Source organism: Kaistella gelatinilytica, from assembly GCF_015679325.1.
Classification (GTDB): domain Bacteria; phylum Bacteroidota; class Bacteroidia; order Flavobacteriales; family Weeksellaceae; genus Kaistella; species Kaistella gelatinilytica.
Window position 1 is genome coordinate 24,883 of record NZ_JADPVI010000002.1, and the last position, 20,038, is coordinate 44,920.

At 36.1% G+C, this 20,038-nt stretch carries 18 protein-coding genes and 3 tRNA genes; 6 read left to right on the top strand and 15 right to left on the bottom strand.

The window, feature by feature from the left end:
- The first annotated feature begins 82 nt into the window (after positions 1 to 82).
- Positions 83 to 2,314, top strand: a complete 2,232-nt coding sequence (locus IV494_RS07385) for a T9SS type A sorting domain-containing protein (RefSeq protein WP_196079530.1) — start codon at positions 83 to 85, stop codon at positions 2,312 to 2,314.
- 150 nt (positions 2,315 to 2,464) lie between these two features.
- On the opposite strand, the gene IV494_RS07390 is transcribed toward IV494_RS07385, so the two are convergent.
- The 3 genes from IV494_RS07390 to IV494_RS07400 form a co-directional block, all read right to left on the bottom strand.
- Positions 2,465 to 2,537: transfer RNA gene (locus tag IV494_RS07390), tRNA-Lys, on the bottom strand.
- 84 nt (positions 2,538 to 2,621) lie between these two features.
- A tRNA-Leu gene (locus IV494_RS07395) sits at positions 2,622 to 2,704 on the bottom strand.
- A gap of 51 nt (positions 2,705 to 2,755) precedes the next feature.
- Positions 2,756 to 2,828, bottom strand: a tRNA-Lys gene (locus tag IV494_RS07400).
- A gap of 107 nt (positions 2,829 to 2,935) precedes the next feature.
- Between IV494_RS07400 and IV494_RS07405 the strand changes: the two genes are divergently transcribed.
- Complete coding sequence (locus IV494_RS07405) at positions 2,936 to 3,445, top strand: shikimate kinase (RefSeq protein WP_196079531.1); 510 nt, start codon at positions 2,936 to 2,938, stop codon at positions 3,443 to 3,445.
- A gap of 8 nt (positions 3,446 to 3,453) precedes the next feature.
- Here IV494_RS07405 and IV494_RS07410 read toward each other — a convergent pair whose 3' ends face one another.
- Complete coding sequence (locus IV494_RS07410) at positions 3,454 to 3,879, bottom strand: RNA-binding S4 domain-containing protein (protein WP_196079532.1); 426 nt, start codon at positions 3,877 to 3,879, stop codon at positions 3,454 to 3,456.
- Between the two features lie 59 nt (positions 3,880 to 3,938).
- Between IV494_RS07410 and IV494_RS07415 the strand changes: the two genes are divergently transcribed.
- A complete protein-coding gene (locus IV494_RS07415; RefSeq protein WP_196079533.1) occupies positions 3,939 to 4,652 on the top strand; it encodes a hypothetical protein in 714 nt (237 codons plus the stop codon).
- 84 nt (positions 4,653 to 4,736) lie between these two features.
- Here the strand turns inward: IV494_RS07415 and recO are convergent, their stop codons facing one another.
- Genes recO through IV494_RS07435 form a run of 4 tightly spaced genes read right to left on the bottom strand, consistent with a single transcriptional unit; the run spans position 4,737 to position 9,375 of the window.
- Positions 4,737 to 5,423 (bottom strand): DNA repair protein RecO, encoded by a 687-nt coding sequence (gene recO / locus IV494_RS07420; RefSeq protein ID WP_196079534.1) that lies wholly within the window; start codon positions 5,421 to 5,423, stop codon positions 4,737 to 4,739.
- Complete coding sequence (porZ, locus tag IV494_RS07425; RefSeq protein ID WP_196079535.1) at positions 5,423 to 7,657, bottom strand: type IX secretion system anionic LPS delivery protein PorZ; 2,235 nt, start codon at positions 7,655 to 7,657, stop codon at positions 5,423 to 5,425. The genes recO and porZ overlap by 1 nt, the downstream gene beginning before the upstream one ends.
- Before the next feature lie 4 nt (positions 7,658 to 7,661).
- Entirely contained in the window at positions 7,662 to 8,612 is a 951-nt protein-coding gene (locus tag IV494_RS07430) for a bifunctional metallophosphatase/5'-nucleotidase (protein WP_196079536.1), read from the bottom strand.
- Positions 8,605 to 9,375, bottom strand: a complete 771-nt coding sequence (locus IV494_RS07435) for a 5'-nucleotidase C-terminal domain-containing protein (RefSeq protein WP_196079537.1) — start codon at positions 9,373 to 9,375, stop codon at positions 8,605 to 8,607. Before IV494_RS07435 ends, IV494_RS07430 begins: the two co-directional genes overlap by 8 nt.
- A 110-nt stretch (positions 9,376 to 9,485) precedes the next feature.
- Between IV494_RS07435 and dapA the strand changes: the two genes are divergently transcribed.
- Complete coding sequence (gene dapA / locus IV494_RS07440; RefSeq protein ID WP_196079538.1) at positions 9,486 to 10,358, top strand: 4-hydroxy-tetrahydrodipicolinate synthase; 873 nt, start codon at positions 9,486 to 9,488, stop codon at positions 10,356 to 10,358.
- Between the two features lie 54 nt (positions 10,359 to 10,412).
- Here the strand turns inward: dapA and IV494_RS07445 are convergent, their stop codons facing one another.
- The 3 genes from IV494_RS07445 to IV494_RS07455 all read right to left on the bottom strand — a co-directional run bounded on the left by IV494_RS07445 (position 10,413) and on the right by IV494_RS07455 (position 13,191).
- Complete coding sequence (locus IV494_RS07445) at positions 10,413 to 11,138, bottom strand: ABC transporter substrate-binding protein (RefSeq protein WP_196079539.1); 726 nt, start codon at positions 11,136 to 11,138, stop codon at positions 10,413 to 10,415.
- A 46-nt stretch (positions 11,139 to 11,184) separates the two neighbouring features.
- Complete coding sequence (mgtE, locus tag IV494_RS07450; RefSeq protein WP_196079540.1) at positions 11,185 to 12,504, bottom strand: magnesium transporter; 1,320 nt, start codon at positions 12,502 to 12,504, stop codon at positions 11,185 to 11,187.
- A 99-nt stretch (positions 12,505 to 12,603) separates the two neighbouring features.
- Entirely contained in the window at positions 12,604 to 13,191 is a 588-nt protein-coding gene (locus IV494_RS07455; protein WP_196079541.1) for a pyruvate decarboxylase, read from the bottom strand.
- 145 nt (positions 13,192 to 13,336) lie between these two features.
- Between IV494_RS07455 and rpsO the strand changes: the two genes are divergently transcribed.
- The gene (rpsO, locus tag IV494_RS07460; RefSeq protein ID WP_196079542.1) at positions 13,337 to 13,606 is read left to right on the top strand and encodes a 30S ribosomal protein S15; all 270 of its coding nucleotides are present in this window, start codon (positions 13,337 to 13,339) and stop codon (positions 13,604 to 13,606) included.
- 73 nt (positions 13,607 to 13,679) lie between these two features.
- Here rpsO and IV494_RS07465 read toward each other — a convergent pair whose 3' ends face one another.
- Entirely contained in the window at positions 13,680 to 13,922 is a 243-nt protein-coding gene (locus IV494_RS07465) for a GlsB/YeaQ/YmgE family stress response membrane protein (protein WP_039351382.1), read from the bottom strand.
- A gap of 360 nt (positions 13,923 to 14,282) precedes the next feature.
- Between IV494_RS07465 and IV494_RS07470 the strand changes: the two genes are divergently transcribed.
- Positions 14,283 to 16,583, top strand: coding sequence for a polyribonucleotide nucleotidyltransferase (locus IV494_RS07470; RefSeq protein WP_196079543.1), 2,301 nt, complete (start codon positions 14,283 to 14,285; stop codon positions 16,581 to 16,583).
- Positions 16,584 to 16,704: 121 nt separating this feature from the next.
- Here IV494_RS07470 and IV494_RS07475 read toward each other — a convergent pair whose 3' ends face one another.
- From IV494_RS07475 to IV494_RS07485, 3 genes are read right to left on the bottom strand one after another with little or no spacing between them, the layout of a single operon-like run.
- Positions 16,705 to 17,415, bottom strand: a complete 711-nt coding sequence (locus IV494_RS07475) for a hypothetical protein (RefSeq protein WP_196079544.1) — start codon at positions 17,413 to 17,415, stop codon at positions 16,705 to 16,707.
- A 39-nt stretch (positions 17,416 to 17,454) separates the two neighbouring features.
- Positions 17,455 to 17,592 (bottom strand): hypothetical protein, encoded by a 138-nt coding sequence (locus IV494_RS07480; RefSeq protein ID WP_196079545.1) that lies wholly within the window; start codon positions 17,590 to 17,592, stop codon positions 17,455 to 17,457.
- A gap of 48 nt (positions 17,593 to 17,640) precedes the next feature.
- Positions 17,641 to 20,037, bottom strand: coding sequence for a hypothetical protein (locus IV494_RS07485; RefSeq protein WP_196079546.1), 2,397 nt, complete (start codon positions 20,035 to 20,037; stop codon positions 17,641 to 17,643).
- Between the last annotated feature and the right edge of the window lies 1 nt (position 20,038).

A 20,038-nucleotide genomic window follows, 5' to 3' on the forward strand; every position in this document is an offset into this window, starting at 1 on the left:
GCAGAACTCTATAGTAATAAGTTGGTGATTTTAAAACTGTTAAATAAAATCACTCTTTCCTATTAATCTAAAACGTACTGCTATGAAACACTTTTATTTTTCACGCAAAACATTTCTTTTGGGACTACTCTCTTTCCTGCTGTTTTCAGGAGGAGAAGCTTTAACCGCGCAAGAAATTTTCACTGAACACTTCTCTGCTGATCAAACAGGAAGTACGAAATTCCAACCGACTTTTGATGTTGACACCTACACGAAAACTCAAGGTAAAAAGGGCGATCAAATTTTCATTAAAAATCAAAATTCGGTCCCAAGTTCCTCACAAAATAAAATAAGTGATGGAAATCTGAATGTCAACTTTAATTATGACACCACCGAATATTATATTTCCTCCCTTTTAGTATTCAATGAATCCGGTTATCGATATGCTGCAGATTATTACAGCATAACAAATCCTTTGCTTTTAAATATTCCGACGGGAAATTATGATATCATCACGGAATTTAGCCCTTTAAATGCTGGACAAACACATACGGTGATCAAAGAGCAGCAAAATGTTCAGACCAATACGACCGTTCAAGTAAATCCGACTGAAGCGGTAAATCATTTTTCAATCACAGGTTATAATGAAAACGGCGATTTATTTCCTGCGGGAGTTTCGGGATATTTCTCCTTTCAAAGATCGCTTTATTTTAATCCAACCGACTTTGTAACCATTGGAGATTATTTTTTTACAAGTCCGGTAGATGGACAAGAGCCAGAGTGGAATTTTTATATTAATAATGTGAGTAACCGTTATTCTTTTATTCAATCACTTATTGGAACAGGTTTTCCAGAAGGAACTTATTTCACAAAATTTAAAACCGTCACCGGCGTTAATAATGACATTTCCATCGCAAATAATCCGGCAGACTGGAGTCATCATACCCAAAAATTTCAGCGCACCAAAGTAGGCAATACCTTGGCTTCTGCAAATTTCACCGCTTCTGCGTACAAAGGGAAATTATTGAATGGATGGCGATCAAGTGCAGGTGGCGAAATAAATCCGGGAGATGATCCATTCAGAGGTTATGTGAGCAATCGCCGCGATGGTGATCTGGCTGATTTGATCGTAACTCCGGCAATTATAGATCATTATATACAATATAGTCCAACGACAGGAGGAATAGAATTTTTCACCAAAGCAAATCCTGTTTTTTCAGATGGAACCGGCAAAATATTATATGGTTCTGGAGATGTATCTTTTAATTCTCACGCCGATCCACTTTACGCAACATTTCCTTATTTATCAGATGATTACTATCGGGTTGCAAATAATGAAACACTGTTATTTCCAGTTCATCCAAAATTTAGTTTTGATAATATGACTTCTCCTTCGGTAATTTTAGGAAATAATGTTCCGATTACGGTGACAGGTTTTGAAAATAATAAATTAAAGATCACAAATAAAGGACGCTACGGAGAAACACGGGAAACTGATTATTTGGCAACCCAAATAGAACTTAAACAGAACGGAAATTCAATTATTTCCGGATATTTGAATGATTTCACAAATTCCCTACCATCCAGCGGAGATATAGAAATAATATTGACTAACGCAAATACTTTAATAGAAGGTCTTCAAGGAAAAAACACGACTACAATTTCCTATAACGCAACCGATCTTCCACCAACTTTGCAACATCTGCAATTCAGAAATTTAAATAACGAAGTAACAAATACTTTTGACTCAACACAAGGTGCAACCGTAAGATTAGCGGCAGGAGATTTTAAATACAACAGTATTGGAGCGAATGGCTACTTTAGTTATGAAGCGGGAAACAATGTAGCTCTATCCTACAGCAAATACAATCAAAACATTTGGGCACCACTTGGAGTCACCAAATACCCGGAATTTTTTCAAATGCCTGCTTTCGGGGATTACTACGAAGGTTCATTAGAGGGAATTGCAAAGGAAAGTACAAACGTTTGGTATGACTTAAAGGTGATCTGTACAGATGAGAATGGAAACAAACAGGAACAGATAATTTCACCGGCATTCAAACGGAATGGTACTTTAGCAGTAGAAAATAATAGTAAATCAAGTTTCTCTGTATATCCTAATCCATTCTCTGAAACAATAAATATTAAAATTCCTGACGACATCAAAGGTAGTTACACTTTCAAAGTGACCGATTTAACCGGCAAAACGATTTATACTAAATCTCAAAGTAATCAGTCATTTAGTTGGAATGGATCTTTTTTAATTAAAGGAGTTTATATTTTGACCATAGAAAACAGTGGGAAAATAATTGCGGAAAAAGTCATGAAAAAATAATCACTGTTCTATAAACTTTAAAAATTTTTTAAAATTTGATGATCCACGTCTATTAAAAACATCAAAAGTCTTCCTGATGAGAAGACTTTTGAAAACCAAATCACAAAATATTAATATGAAAAAAAAATTACTCCCGAAGGAGTAATTTAGTGACCCGGCTGGGATTCGAACCCAGGACCCATACATTAAAAGTGTATTGCTCTACCAGCTGAGCTACCGAGTCGGTCTGATTTTTTTCTAATAAGTAATCATAAATAAGCAATTTTACATCACTCCTAAAAACATACTCATTGCTAATGCGTTGCTGTGCCTGCGACTGGACTCGAACCAGCACATCCATAAGAAACCACCCCCTCAAGATGGCGTGTCTACCAATTTCACCACGCAGGCAAAAAAAAACCGTTTCGTCGTATAAAGAACGAGACGGAAATTTTTCACTTGTGACCCGGCTGGGATTCGAACCCAGGACCCATACATTAAAAGTGTATTGCTCTACCAGCTGAGCTACCGAGTCGGTCACCATTAAATCTGCAGAATTATATTCTCGTTTTAAAGTGGTGCAAAGATAAGTCTTTTTTTAAAATCTCAAAATTTTTTTGGTACTTTGTGCAAAATAAAAACATGATAATTTCACTGGTCGGATACATGGGAAGCGGCAAATCTCACATTTCCAAAGTTTTGAGTCAAGAATTGCCCCTAAAATTAATTGATCTGGATCATCAAATTTCTTTGAAAAATAAAATGACTATTGCCGAAATCTTCGAAAAAAGAGGTGAAATCTACTTTCGAAAGCAGGAAAGAGAAATTTTGGAGGAAATTTTAGCAACCGAGGACAATATTATTTTAAGCGTCGGTGGCGGCACACCTGCGTATTACAATAACATGGAATTAATCAATGAGCGGACCGAAAGTATCTTCTTAAGAACATCCATAAAAAATTTGGCCGAAAGACTTCTGAAGCAGAAACAAAAAAGACCTTTGATCGCAAAAATTAAAGATGAAGATCTGCCTGAATTTATAGCCAAACATTTATTTGAAAGAAATGTATTCTATTCCAAAGCGAAATATACCGTCGATACAGATGGTAAAGAAGTTGATCAAATAGTGAGTGAAATTAAAAAACTCTTTTAATCTTCAGTTCATTCGTCGACATCGCTGAAAAATAAATCCCATTCTCCGTTTTCCATTTCTGAAGAAGGTTCGCTTTCTATATAATCATCGAGTTCGCGGCGGTCTTTTTTCGTAGGTCGCCCTTCTCCTTTGATCCGGTAATAGTCTTGCGCGAGTTTTCTTTGTTTTAAAATTTCATGCTGCTCCTTATCCGTCTTGTCTTCGATATGAAGAGGAACCAGTTTAGCGCCTACTCTGCTTTTCGGAATCTGCACAATTTTTATGAGGTAATCAATTTGATTCTTTCTGATTTTTATAAGGTCGCCCTCTTTTACCTCTTTGGAACTTTTTACTGTATTTTGTCCGACTGAAACGCGATTCTTCTTAATTTCATCCGTTGCAATGCTTCTGGTTTTATAAAATCGAACACACCATAAAAACTTATCTATTCTCATATTTTATTTATACTTTTGCAGGATTAAAAAATTTTAGCAATTTACAGATATTATTAAATATGAAAAAAGCATTTTTGTTCCTTGCTCTAGCTTCTATTGCGTTGTCCTCTTGTAGAACAGACCAACCCGTAGTAGAGCCAGAAGTAATTATAGAAACTCAAAATAGTTACGATGATCAGGCAGCGCTGAACTTTTTGCAAACCCATTATTTGGATATTAAAGGGAATATAAAAAATTACGTAGCAACAGATACTATCAATAAAAAATTAGCTGATCTTATCCCGGCTCCTGTAACTTTACCATCAGGAGTGATCTATATTAAAAGACAAGGTGCTCAACCAGATCCAGGTAAAACGATAGGTGCGACAGACATCATCAGATTAATGAGTGTTACCAACAGTTATATAGCAGTAAATGCAGACGGCAAATCTTCATTTGTCTCTGGATATCCTTTAAGAAATACAGTTAACGGCACAGGTGTTCCAGAAGTTGATCCCACTTATTTCCATGTTAAAGATGAAACTTTAGCTAATGCTACGACGCCGGAAGCAAAACAAAGAAGTTATTATGAGATCGAAGGTTTCGGAGAAGCGCTTCAACTTTTTAAATCTTTTGACATTCCAGATGAGACCAATTATAATCTTCAGGGTGTAATTATTGTGCCTTCCAGAGCGGCTTTTGCGAGAGATCCTTACTTTAGTTATTCTAATATTTCTCTCAGAAACAGAAGTTTCGTATTTAATTTTCAAGTATATAAAACTACAGCAAGATAAATTCGAATTACGACTTTAGTATAAATTAAAAGTTCCCGATGAAGGAACTTTTTTTTGTTTATAATGGAAAGAACTCTGACAGTTTTATTCGAAAATCTGTCTCACTATTGCTAAAGAATTCGGCGTATAGAAGCCTGTGAAATGATAGTGGTAATAAATCATTAATGAATCTACAACAGCATTTCTTTGACTCCTTTTTAAATGGATCCCTGCGAAGTCAGTCATTAAAAAATTTTTCCAGATATCAGACATTTCTTCATTAAAAACGGCGTTTGATATTTCATCATTAAAGGTCCCCGATTCCGGATCCAGATATTTTTTTTCATTCGAAAGCGGCGCAATACCTGAAATTTCTAAAAATCGAAAGAGTAATTCAATATGAGAATCGTAATTGGTAACTTTAATTTTTTCCCGAAATTCATGTATCGCAGCGAATGAAAATTTATTTTGATCTTCATTTCTCAAGATCTGGTGCAAAAATTCTGCAACAAAAAATAAGATCGAATTGATCTTAACATCATTAAAATCATAGAATTCACCCGCCAATTCTAACTTCGAAACTGTAGAAACTGGTTTGCTATTGCCTCTGTTAATCACCGAAATATTCAATAAATTCAGTGGGAATAAATAAGGTTTCTTTTTATTTCGGGAAGAATAAATGCCTTTAGCAAAAAAACTTTGATATCCTTCTTCGGCAGAAAAACAGTGCAGAAAAGCATCATTATCGCCATATTTGTTGTAGGAAAGAAGAAAGCAAGTTTTATTCTGCATCAATTCACGACTGCGATTTTAGCGGTTGCTGTATCGGTTCCATCAGCATTGGTCATCAATACAAAATAAATTCCGGATGCAACCCGAACACCGCGGTGATTGTTGAGATTCCATTCATAATAACCTCCTCTGGAAACGGCTTGATGAACTAGATTTCCCGCCGCATCGGTGATACGGATATTTGTTTTCTCCGCTAAACCACGAATACTCACATTCCCTTTAAATTTAGAATATACCACAGGATTCGGATAAACCAGAACATCACCAAAATTTGAGGTAACATCCAGCACATCTCCTTGATAAACCATAACTCCATCTAAAGTTACAAAGTATACTTTTCCGCTTTTATTGTCTACTTTGATATCGGTGACACTATTACTCGGCAAAGGTGAATTTTCTGTAGTGAAATGTTTAATGGTTTTCTCGCCCGTCGAACTTAAATAAAAAACTCCACCATCATCAATCGAGATCCATTTTTGGTTACCTGCATCTACTTCAATCTGCAAAACATTACTATCTCGGAAAAGTTCTTCACCTAATCCGTTTTCTTCAATAATGACCGGTTGAGTTTGCGGATTATCTTCGGTAATAATTGAAGAGGGATTGCTGATAATTCTTAAACCTATTCGAGTTCCTATCCATATATCATCATTCTTGTCGATTGTAGCAGAAACTACTCCATCTGAGGGCAAATTATTAATTTTACGCAATATAGTAAATCGGTCATCCCCCGTAGAAGCTGGTGTATTGTTATAGTCGTAAATTAATAATCCGCCTCCTGTAAAAAACGGAGCCGGAATATATAGTATTCCAGATTTCGAAAATGGTTTCTGAACACCCCCGGCATTTACGACACTTACTAAATTAAAATTATCTGAGGACGGATTATAATAATAAAAGCCTATTTTATTACCTGTTAAATGAGATGTTGCAACAAATAATTGATTATTTTCGTCATAGGTCAAACCATTGACATAACCAACTATTGAAGATCCCTCCCCATAATTCTTAACTAAAATATCATGATCCATTTTGTAAAGTGCTTTTAAACCTTCAGGGTCGTAGTATGATGTAAAGAAAATTTCTGTGGATTTTAATGGATTTATAACTGCATCCATTACATTATACTTTGTTGTAGTATTTTTAAAAAGATCTGGGTGATTCCATTTAGAACCGTCGAAATGATAATATCCTAAATTAGATGATACTTCGCTGGGTGTTAGAAACGCATCTCTGCTACCTGAAGAAATCACAATTTGTTGACCGACAATGTTAATTTTATAAGAAATATTGCTGTATGGCCCATCAGGTTTTAAAATATCTCCTGTTTCGTTTTTAATTCCTGAAACTTTTGTTCCGGCATAAATTTTTGAGGCAGAATAATAACCTGTATTTAGTTGTTCACTTGCATCGTAAGATTTCACAAAAGCACCTGTAATACTGAAAACCGAAACAGAATTCGCATCCGTTACCACAATATTCTGATTGGTGACGGTGACATCCTGAATATTCGAAAAACTCTGCGGAATGGTAGAAAACGTCGTTCCATTGCCATATTTTACGGTATTTGCATCAGCATAAGCCACCACATCACTACCTGCAATTTGATTATAATTTCCGCCTGCAACCGTATTCCAGGTTGAGTAAATAGGAAATGTAACATTCATTTCGTGAGATTTCAAGCCTGTTGCAGTTACCACGTAGACAAAATTATCTTTGATGACTGCTTCCTTTGCAACTTCAAAAGTTCCCGCATTGGTAAAAAAGGAAGAATCTCCAAATTCCTTTCTGTCTAACTTAAAAATAGAAACTCCATAACCCACAGAGATCACCGCTAAATTTCCTGTAATCGAAATATGATTGATTTTTTTATCACCGTTAAAACCTGAGGCGATAGGGATATCTACAACGTAAGTAATTCCGTCTGGAGTAATAACATCCATCGACCCATTTTTGTAGCCGACTAAACCTATTTTGGTCGTAGGATTATAATCGAAAGCAGAAATTTTCACTTCATGCAAGCCGTTTGCTTTAGATAGTTTGGTAATTTCTCCCGAAGCTGGAGTGTAAAAAAAGATCCCGTTCTCGGTTGCTGCAATGAGTTTTCCATTGTCCTCACGAACGGCTAGAACGTTATTATAAGAAAATAAATCGGTCCATTTACTCGAGGAAATAACCTGCGAAAAAATGCTTCCGGAAAATAAAAGTAATAAAAGCGGTAGTAGTTTTTTCATCATTTTAAACTAGAATTGTATCATCTATAACTTGATTGTTCCATGAAATATTTTTCACTATCTTATTTTTATCGAAATAAAAGTCGAGTTTACCCAAAAGTAATCCAGCCCAACCCACTTGATTGACCAAGACATTCTTCCCTTTTCTGTTCATAAATGATTGTGGTTCCGGTAAAAAAGTATGCGTGTGACCTCCCAGAATTAAATCGATTCCATCCGTTTTTGCTGCCAAAATCTTATCTGAAATTTTATCCGGATTATCTTTGTAATCATAACCAATATGAGAAAGGCAAATGACAAGATCACATTTTTTTTCTTTTCTCAAAAATTCAGAATAATGTTGAGCGACCTCTATCGGATCCTGGTAAAGTGTTTCGCCATATTCTTTTTTGCCAACTAAACCGGCCAATTCAATTCCAACTGCGAAAATTCCTACTTTTATTCCATTTTTATCAAACACTTTGTACGGAATTGTTTGTCCATCTAAAATGGTATTTTTAAAATCATAATTGGAACAGATGAACGGAAATTTCGCATTCGGCTGCACTTTTTTGAATCCTGCTAAACCATTATCAAAATCATGATTTCCCATTGTAGAAGCATCATAACCCATCATCGACATTAATTTAAATTCAAGTTCACCTCCAAAAAAATTAAAGTAAGGTGTTCCCTGAAATGTGTCACCAGAATCCAGCAACAGAACATTACTGTTTTCTTTTCTAATTTTTTCAATTAAAGCTGCCCGTCTTGCAAAACCACCCTGATTTGGATTTCGGGTATAACTTTCCTCGAACGGTTCAATTCTACTGTGTTGATCGTTGGTATGAAGAATCGTTAATTTATATTCAGAATTGGAATCTAGAAATTTAAAATTCTCTGCCAAGAGTAAATTGGGAGCTAAAGTCATTGCCAAAGTCCCACCACCAATTGTTTTTAGAAATTGTATTCTATTCATTGGTTTTATTTTTTTTATTTTTAAAATTTAAACGGATATCGGTTGGTGCCACAATCTGTGGATTTGCCTGGAATTTTTCCAGAAACAGATCCCGCAATTTAATGCCTGTAGAAATCATCTTTCCTTTCCCGAAAAAAGTCATGTTATCACCTCCCATTGCCAAATAATCCGAAGTCGCAATATAATAATCTTTATTGGGCTCTACTTCTTTGCCGTTCACTAATTCTTTGATCGTCATTCCATTATCAGTTTCAATGTACAAATGCGAAACAGGATTATTTTTTTGAGTCGTTAAATAATAGTCAAAAAGTCCCTTCAAATCAGAACCTTTCATTTTTACGATCAGTACTTCATTTTCAAAAGGCATCACTTCATAAATACTTTTTGTCAAAATATCGCCCGCTCCAATCGTTGAACGAATCCCTCCGACGTTAATCAAAGCGCAATCAACTCCACCCGGAATTCCATTTTTTTTCGCCCACTCATCGGCACCATCGAAAGTATAATCGGCCAGAAGATTTCCCAAATTACTGTTATCGCCCGATTTATTTAAATCAACGGAAGTATAGGAAATTTTCTTGTTCATTTTCCCTTCCAGTTCATATTTGTAAGGTGCTATGATCGTATTGAAAGCTTGATCATCAGGTAGATCTTTCGAAATAGAAATATTTTTTTCGGTATGGATCTTCGCAACATTCAGAGGCGTCTTGCACGACGTTAAAGCTAAAGCTGTGAAACCGAATAGTAGAAATTTAATTTTCATAGAGGTAAAATCTAGTGTTGCAAATATAAAGATATGAATATAAACTTAGGTTTTTTTTTCATAAATTCTTGCATTAAATTTTGTATTTTTGAAACATTAATTTTATAAGAATGAGCAATTTAAAAGGACTTGGTGTTGCCTTGGTAACGCCGTTTAATGAAGATTTATCAGTAGATTTTGATTCATTGACGAAACTCGTAGATTACAATATCGAAAACGGCACTAATTATTTGGTGGTTTTGGGAACTACCGCAGAAGCTGCAACCCTTTCAAAAGAGGAAAAATCGCAAGTGATCAATCATATCATAAAGGCAAATAACGGGCGTCTTCCTTTGGTTTTGGGAATTGGTGGAAATGATACGATGGAAGTAAAAAGACAAATCGAAGAAGCTGATCTTTCTGCTTTTGAAGCGATACTTTCGGTGTCCCCATACTACAACAGACCCAATCAGGAAGGGCTTTACCAACATTATAAAATGTTAGCAGGGACCGGCAAAAAAATTATAATTTACAACGTTCCTTCCCGAACCGGACAAAATGTGGAAGCTGCAACGACTTTAAGACTGGCAAATGATTTCCCAAATTTGATCATGATCAAAGAAGCAGGACCAAACATCGCACAATATTTCGATATTTTGAGACAAAAACCTGCTCATTTCAGCTTAGTTTCCGGAGATGATGAATATACACTTCCCGTAACTTTAGCGGGTGGAGACGGCGTTATTTCGGTCATCGGACAAGGTTATCCGAAAGAATTTTCTACCATGGTACAATTGGCTTTTGACGGAAAAGTAAAAGAAGCTTATGAAATTCACAACAAATTAGTTGAGATCACGAGAATGATTTTCGCAGAAGGAAATCCGGCCGGAATTAAAACGATCTTGGCTGAAAAGGGAATTTTGAAAAATTATTTAAGATTACCTTTAGTAGCTGCAAGTGCAGGTTTACAGGATAAAATTAAAACAGAGATGAAAAAAATCTAATTTTCACTCAACACTAATTTATATAAAAGGCTTTCGAAAGAGAGTCTTTTTTTGTTAAAGATTTTCAGAAATTAAAGTCTGAAAATAGTCAGAACAATTTGCGAGATGCGTTCCGTACCAGGAAAAAGCTTCCCCGTCAACTAAAATAATTTTTTGATGTGGAAGTTCTTTTTGAAGTTCCTCAATATGTTTTTGCTGGAAAGGAAAAGGTTCGGTTGATAAAAAGATCATTTCCGCTTCTTTCATTTCTTCTACAGAAATTTCCGGATATCTTTTTTGATCTTTGAATAAATTTTCAAAACCTAATTTCTCTATAATTTCATGAATAAAAGTATCTGAACCTACCGTCATGTAGGGATTTTTCCAGATTAGATAGGCTACTTTTTTAGATGCTGATGCTTTTTTTAAGTTGAATACTGAATTGATCTTTTGGTTGAAATTTTCAGCAACTTCTTCTTTATTTAAAAGCGACCCGAGTTCGATAAGGAAATTTTGATTGTCTTCTAAAGTTTCAATATCGGCTACCCAAACTTTAAAATCGTTCATCAACTCCTCTACTTGAAATTTATCGTTCTCTTCTTTATTGGCAATAATTAAATCAGGTTTGAGCGATTTAATTTTAGAAATATTGAGGTTTTTTGTACCGCCAATAACTTCCACATTTTTCACCAAATTCTTTGGATGGATACAGAATTTTGTTCTGCCGATAACTTCTTCATCCGTCAAACCAAAATCGAAAAGCGCTTCTGTAATACTGGGAACGAGGGAAATAATTTTCATGATTCTGCTGCTATTTTTCAAAAATCATTAAGGAAGAAACTTCAAATTAAAGCATCTTTCCACTAAGGAAAAAGCCTGCTATTGTGAAGTAAATGATCAAACCTGTAACATCGACCAACGTCGCAACGAACGGTGCTGACGAAGTTGCAGGATCAAGTTTTAAACGTTTCAACACAAATGGGATCATTGAACCTGAAAGTGTTCCCCAAAGCACGATCAAGACTAAAGAAAAAGAAATACTCAAAGCCACATAAACCCAATATTCACCGTAATTAAACAATCCTGTTTTTTGCCAGATCATAATCCTGATAAAGCCGATTGCACCCAAAATTCCGCCCAGACAAATTCCGGAAACAATTTCTTTTCGCATCACATACCACCAGTCTTTGAGGGTGATTTCCTGCAATGCCATCGCACGAATAATTAATGTAGCAGCCTGCGAACCAGAGTTTCCTCCACTGGAAATAATTAGGGGAACGAATAATGCCAGAACAACCGCTTTTTCAATTTCATGTTCGAAATAACCCATTGCAGAAGCGGTCAACATTTCCGAAAAGAATAAAATAACGAGCCATGTCGCGCGCTTCTTGATCATTTCTGTCCAGGAAGTTTGAATGTATGGTAAATCTAAAGCATCCAAACCCCCAAATTTCTGAATATCTTCGGTATTTTGTGCTTCAATCTGATCCAAGATATCATCAATTGTCACGATGCCGACTAAAACACCGGATTCTGTAACAATCGGAATTGCAGTTCGGTCATATTTTTCAAAATACTGCACCGCATCTTCTTTGGATGTAGTCGTTGTAATCGCAACGAAATGGTTATCGGTGATCTCAGAAATCAAAGTATCTTCTTCAGCTAAAAGCAAAGAACCCAACGCAATATCGTCGATGAGTTTATTTCTTTCATCAACCACATAAAGATGGTTCATGGTCTCCATCTTTTTTCCGACTTTTTTAATTTGTTGCAGACATTTTTTTACAGTCCATTCTTTTCGAATCTGGATATAATATGGTGTCATCAAACGTGCAATGGAATCGGAATCGTAACCCAAAAGTTTCAGCGCAATTCGCCGTTCCTGCGGATTCAGGAGATTGATGGAAGATTTTATCAATTCATCGGGGAAATCCTCAAACAGCGCCGTTCTATCATCGGGCGTCATTCCATTTAGAATTTCAGAAACGTCTTCGCTTGCGATGCTTCTAATTGTTTCTTCCTGAAAATCGGGATCGAGATGGGAGAAAACATCAGCTTTGTACTCTTTCGGAACTTTCAAAAATGCCAAAAGGCGCTCATCAGCATGAAGTTCACTGAGCGTTTCTGCAATATCTGCGGGATTAAAAACAAGTTGATTGATGTTCACTGCCTCGATTTTAAGAATTGCAAAATTAGCCCAAATAGTTAAGAGGAACGAATAAACGTATTAATTTTAAATTAAAATTAATCCTGTTTTAAAATTCTTTTATAGTGCTTTCTTATTTTTGGTGAGGTCCTTTGCAATAAAGTTCATTGCACCTTCTGTACCTATTTTTATAGAATTTTCTGCAGAACCGAGGATTCTTGCATTTTTTTTATAAGTATCATAATCTGCTTCTGCCATAAACTTTCCGGAGGCGTCGTACAGTTTCATACTAACGATCACCTGGTTTGAAAAAACATATTTCCCAATACCGACCTTAAAATATTTAACTTTAGGAATAATGGCGAACTGCGCATTATTATTTCGACAAAACTCTTTAACCGATTCTACATCTACGGAATCAAAAGGAATGTGTGAATCGACACGAAGCATCTTATAATTGCGGTAATCATTTATCTTTACGGAAACTGCAGCGTAGAAGGCTGAATAGGTAGGTTCTTTAATTTCTTCCAAATCAGGAAAAACCTCGGGATTGAAATATAGAATATTTTGACTTTTCGATTCTTTACCTGAAATAATACTTGGAGAATTCAATGATTTACAGGAAGTTAAAGAAATAAAAGTCAATACAGAAAAGGTTAAGAAATAAAGATTTTTCATTACATGGTGTTGCTGCAAAAATACTGCCATTTGATGGATTAATAACAAGAATTTTAAGAAATTTTTAACACTTATAAATTTCCTTTTAATGCGAAGTTTGCATAACGTTTTAGCGATTCAGAAAATAGTTGTACTTTTGCACCCATTACATAATAATCATTAAAATAATATTGGAATGTACCTAACAACTGAGACGAAGAAAGAAATCTTCGCAAAACACGGAAAGTCTGACGCAGACACAGGAAGCGCAGAAGGACAAGTAGCCCTTTTTACTTTCAGAATCAATCACCTTTCAGGTCACCTGAAAAAAAACCACAAAGATTACGCAACTGAGAGATCATTGGTACTTCTGGTAGGAAAAAGAAAAGCACTTTTGGATTATCTTAAGAAAAAAGATGTACTTCGATACAGAGCTATTATTGCAGAATTAGGATTAAGAAAATAATCTTTTTCGCAAGAAAAAAAAAGAGCAACTTAGAAATAAGTTGCTTTTTTTTGATTAGAAGATAAATTTTAGGTTATACTCTTCCTCTCGTAAATAGGTTTACAATTGCTAATAATACAATCGCACCGATCGTTCCGGTTAAAATTTCACCAACTACACCTTCGCCCAGTCTGCCTCCTAATAACCAATATCCGATAAAACCACCGACAATACCAACTACGATATTTCCGATTAATCCAAGACTTCCGCCTTTAAAGATTTGTGATCCTAACCATCCTGCAATTGCACCGATAATAAGTGTCCATAAAATTCCCATAATGTTAAATTTTTAATGTTTATAATTCTGTTACGTTTACCATATTATCCAATTTTGTGCCGAAATTGTCAAAATTATGATAAAAATCATAAAATTTTCTGCCGACGATATTTTGGTGGATAATATGTATTTACTATTCGAATACAGTTTTAAATATAAGTTGATATCGGAATTAAACTCAAGTTCATTTTAGCCGTATTATTTAAATATTTATTGCAAAAACCCCCTGCCTTTAATGAAGTAAATCCCGTATTTCAGGGCAATCGTACTCTGTAAAAATTCCGTATCTTTGCACACGAAAATTTAAATAAATTAAATAATAACGCACTCAATACGGAGTGCCAAAGACGAACAAATTTTATGAATGCTCCACAAGCAATTATTGAAAAATTTCAATTAAAAGACGGGCGTGAAATCACGCTTGAAACAGGAAAATTAGCGAAACAAGCCGATGGTTCTGTAGTAGTAACATGTGGCGGAACAATGCTATTAGCAACCGTTGTAGCCAGCAAAGAAGCAAAAGAAGGTGTAGATTTCCTACCCTTAACTGTAGATTACAGAGAAAAATTCTACGCAGGTGGAAAAATCCCCGGAAACTTTTTTAGAAGAGAAGCAAGACCTTCAGATGAAGAGATCTTGACAATGAGATTGGTTGACCGCGTTTTGCGTCCACTTTTCCCTTCAGATTTTCACGCAGAAGTTCAGGTAATGATCTCTTTGATCTCTTATGATAAAGAAGTAATGCCGGAAACACTTGCAGGTTTAGCAGCATCTGCAGCGATCGCAATTTCAGATATTCCTTTCAACGGACCAATGTCGGAAGTAAGAGTCGTAAGAATCGACGGGCAGTTATCTACCAATCCAAGCATGGAAAACGCAGCGAAAGCTGATCTTGACATGATGGTTGGAGGAACAAAAGATTCTATCGTAATGGTAGAAGGCGAAATGAAAGAAATTTCTGAGCAGGAAATGATCGAAGCCATCAAATATGCGCACGAAGAAATTAAAGTTCAGGTTGAAGCTCAGGAACGTTTAGCAGCAAGAGTAGAATCAAGCAAAATTAAAAGAGAATATTCCCACGAAAATCACGACGAAGATATTCGTAAGAAAGTTTGGGCAGAAACTTATGATAAAGTATATGCAGTAGCAACTTCACCTTCTGCAAAAGAAGAAAGAAGCGAAAACTTCAAAGCCGTTCTGGTTGACTTTTTAGCACAATATTCTGAAGAAGAGTTAGAAACTGTAAAACCATTCGCGAAAGTTTACTACCACGATGTAGAAAAAGAAGCAATGCGTCAAATGGTCTTGAATGAAGGCGTTCGTTTAGATGGAAGAACTCCTTCTACGATCCGTCCGATCTGGTCAGAAGTTGATTATCTTCCGGGAGCTCACGGTTCTGCAGTGTTTACGAGAGGGGAAACTCAATCATTGACCGCAGTGACTTTAGGTTCTGTGAAAGATGCAAATATGGTTGATACCGTTGCAATCAATTACGATCAAAAATTCTTTTTACACTATAATTTCCCACCATTCTCTACAGGTGAAGCAAGACCTTTGAGAGGAACTTCAAGAAGAGAAGTTGGTCACGGAAACTTAGCTCAAAGAGCTTTGGCAAATATGATCCCAACAGAAAATCCTTACACGATCCGTATCGTTTCTGATATTTTAGAATCTAACGGTTCATCTTCTATGGCAACGGTTTGCGCCGGAACTTTAGCTTTGATGGATGCAGGAGTTCAAATTACAAGACCGGTTTCAGGGATTGCAATGGGATTAATTACAGATCCAAAATCCGGTAAATTCACCGTTCTTTCTGATATCTTAGGAGACGAAGATCACTTAGGAGACATGGATTTCAAAGTTACAGGAACTGAAAGAGGAATCACCGCTTGTCAAATGGACATCAAAGTAGAAGGTTTAACCATGGATATTATGGAATCAGCTTTACTTCAATCAAAAGAAGGAAGATTGCATATTCTTGGAGAAATGATGAAAACTTTGGATGCACCAAGAACAGACGTGAAACCTCACGCACCGAAAATGGAAGTATTGGAGATCTCCAAAGACTTTATCGGAGCGATCATCGGACCTGGTGGAAAAATTATTCAGCAAATGCAGAAAGATTTCGAAACCGTTATCGCGATCGAAGAAATTGGCGAAATTGGAAGAATTGAAATTTCCGGTATCTCCAGAGAAAACATCAACGCAACCATTGCAGCGATCAATCAGATTTGTTTCGTACCGGTTGTAGGCGAAATTTACAACGGTAGAGTTGTAAAAGTAATGGATTTCGGAGCGTTCGTAGCGATTGCAAAAGGAACTGAAGGTTTACTTCACATCTCCGAAATCGAATGGGCTCGTTTGGACAAAGTTCCTTACAACGAAGGCGATATGGTAGACGTGAAATTCATGGGTTACGATGACCGTAAGAAAATGAAACTTTCGAGAAAAGTTCTTTTAGACCGACCGGCTCGTGAAGAAAGACCACAAGGTGATCGTCCTCAATATAATAATGACAGACCGAGAGAAGATCGTCCACAAGGCGACAGACCTCAGAGAAGAGATGATCGGCCGCAACACGGAAACGACAGACCTCAGCAAAATAGAGAAGACCGACCTCAAAATAATGATGGTCAGAATCCTGAAAATAATCAAGGATAAAATCTTATTCTTTCTATAATAAAAACTCCCGATTTTTTCGGGAGTTTTTTTATGGTTGAAATATAGTAATTGTTCTTGGCTTTTGAATCTTTCCTCTTGGCTCGTGGTTCTTAGATTCTCATCATAGCAAATTACCCTCTCTTTTTACGATAATTCCAAGTTTTTCCAGGGTTTGATCATCTTTGAAAAGCACTTTGGCAAATGCGATGAGTTGCGTGTATTTTGGATAAAGAATATCTATTGCTGCATCCCTTGTATCGGTTGCTTTTTGTGCCTCGCCGAGTTCTTTCTTCTGAGATTCTTTGACGTCAGAAATTTCTTCCAGTGATGTTCGCATTGCTAAAATATCTGCATCTTTAATGTTCACCGCGTTGGCTTTGGTTTTAAAATCAGGGTTTGCGAGAATTTGTGCATAAAAATTACTCACCTGCTGAAACCATGCGGCGAAAGCTTGTTTTCGTCCACTGTCAATTCCCAATGTGGTATTCGCTTGTCGGTCACCTTTGAAGGCGATCTTCGCAAGATTACGATGACGGGTAAAAAGCGTGTCGATTTCTGCTTTTTTCAAATTAAAATTATCCGTTTCAGCGTATTGTTCCCCGTATTCTTGCTTTTGTTTTTGGCTCAGTTGCTCCAGATTGGTAATCTCTGCCAGATAATCGTCTAAAATAGTTTCTGTAATACCTACGGTTTCCAGTTCCGGTAAAATATCAGGTTGTTTGGCATTGGTGAATGCTACTTTCATTTTAGCAATTAATTCTTCTGCAGAAACATATCGGTTTCTCGATGTTGTCTTACCCATTTCGGGATTTAAGTTTTCAGGATTTTCCATTGTTTTTAGTATTTAGATGTAAATATAATAAATAATGGACTAAATAAATGCATGATCAATTGCAGAAATGAGTGCGCAATGTTGATTGAGCATTTCTGTAGGTTGCGGAACCTTTACTAAAGGTTGCGGAATGATTCCTGCAGGTTGCGGAAGCATTTCTGCAAGTTGCGGAAGCATATCTGCAGGGCGATTTATAATTTCTGGAAGATGAGAAAGTCTTTTTATTTACACTTTTAAAAATCCAAGTTCATAAACCATCGGTTGAAGTTTCTCACTCAAATATTTATAGGCGGTTTCAAAATTTTTGAAACTTACTGGTGGAAAATCACCGCTGGAATTTCTTGCTTGCAAGGCTTTTCGAATTTGATACCAACCTACATCGGGGCGGTTTAATTTTAGTTCATCTCTTACGCTTCGTACATCGGTGTGATCAAAATAAGCTTTCCACAAAATTCTTCCTTCTTCCAAAACTGCTTTTGCTTCAGCAGAGAATTTTTTATCACTCATATATTGAACCATAAAATCCGATTCGAAACGATCGGGTGCGTTGACTTCTTGCTCTGTAAATGGAATAAAGTGATTCACGATGCTCCATTTTTTATCGTTCCATTCCAAATCATTTGCACTTGCGGTAAGATTGCTTCCATTAAAAAGCATCCAAATTAAACAGTCGGTTTTAAATTCATCGGAGAGTTCTTCGGTGGGTTGTAGAAATTGGTCGCGATCGTTGAGCCAAGTTGGTTTTATTAATCTTCGTACTGAAAATGTTACAGCGACTTGCCATAAATTTTCTGGATTAATAAAAAAAGCTCCTGCACTTCCAAAACCAGATGAAAAAATTGCAGTTAATGTACTTGCGTTTTGAAGCATGTTGCTGTTTGATAAAATACTTCCAATTGCATTATCAGACCATTTTGCTCCTCTTAAATCCTTTGTCACCGAAGCAGGAGTTACTGCATTTTTTAATGGTAAAGCATCTTCTTTATTAGAACGTGGTCTTTTAAACCATTCACTCAAAAAGTATTGGTTTGGAATGTTATAAAACTTTTTTTCTCCAATCGGTATTACATTTTTATCTAAAACATCTGTGACAATCTCAGTTATTGAAATGTTTTGATTTGATGTCATGTTAGTTTTCCAAACTAAAAAGCCAATCGGAAAATTTCCTTTTAATCCTTCGAATGACTTGCTATGAACGACAAATCCACCTAAGTATTTTGCATTCCAAAGCTGTCTGAAATTTTCAAAATTAGGTGCGTTTACATATTTTAATTTACTGAACATCGCGACAGTTGCGGTCGGAATTTCTTTTGTAATTCTTGCAATAAACTGTGTGAATAACTCTCTTGTTGCATAACCATAATCATTCATGTGATTACCAATTTTTGTAGAGCCAATATCAGTTTTATGCTCACCTCCATTTGTGATTGTCCCAGTATTCCCCGCTTCCCCATAAGGCGGATTAATTAAAATCAAAATTTTCTTTTTATCGGCAATGGCTTTTCGCAAACCTTCGGGGATTTTATTCGTCAAGGAATAATCTATGCTTCCATCATCGGCAATATCATCATTCAGATAATCATATTGAAATCTTTGGGCGGCAACGCAGGTTTTGGTGGCTTTCATCACATCAATATCAGCTTCATCCAAAGTGCTCATATAAATATTTCGGTGGTTGCTGTGTTTTACTTCCAGATTTCCTACGCCACAACACATGTCCCAAACGATATATTCTTTTTGCCAATTGTTGCCCAAAGTTTCAGTCAATTTATCATAGGCTTTATCTACAACCGCCAAAGGCGTGTAAAAAGCTCCTTTGAAACTGCGTTCATCCAAAGGAATTAAACTGTCGCGGCGTTCTAATAAATAATTGCGGTATTCTGCTTTTGGCGGTCGGTGGTAGATTGCCCAGAATTGTCGGTACCCATCTTTATTGCCGAGTTCATAATTTTTTCCACCCAGAGAAAAAACGGGTGCATTGTTTTTGTGAAGGAGTTCAGCCGGTAAATTTTCGTGCGTAGAAATTGTACCATCACTCATAATATCTGCAAAAAATAAAAGAGCGTAATCTTCTTCGGCAACGCCATTTATTTCCCGACCGATCATCAAAACCCATTTATCAAAAACCTGTTTTAAATTGTCGGGCGTAATTTGGGTGCGAATAATATCACCATTTTTAATGGCATTTTTGATGGTAGAAATAAATTCTTCTTCGTGCGTTTCTATTTTAAAGGAAACAAAATAAGTCCCGATGTACGCAGAAACCGCATCCAAAGCTTCTTGAGTATAACCACTCGCAGATTTTCCCCATTTGATGGTTTTCTTTTCCAAAAAAGGGAGCACATCTGCAGTTTTCATAATCGCAGCTTTGTGTGTATCGATCACACACAAAAAGGGCGGAATATAGTGACCTTTGTTCAAAGCATCCTGTACATAATGCATCAATTGCGTAAACATGGCGTACGTAGAATTTCTGCCGGAATCTTTGGCTTCAAACCAAATTTCTTTCGTTTGAATATCGATGAGATTTTTAGAATATCCTTTTAAACCGAGTGCTTTTATATAAGCATCCTTTACATCTTCTTCGCTTTTTGCAAGTTTTAGTTTCTGGTGTAATGTCATG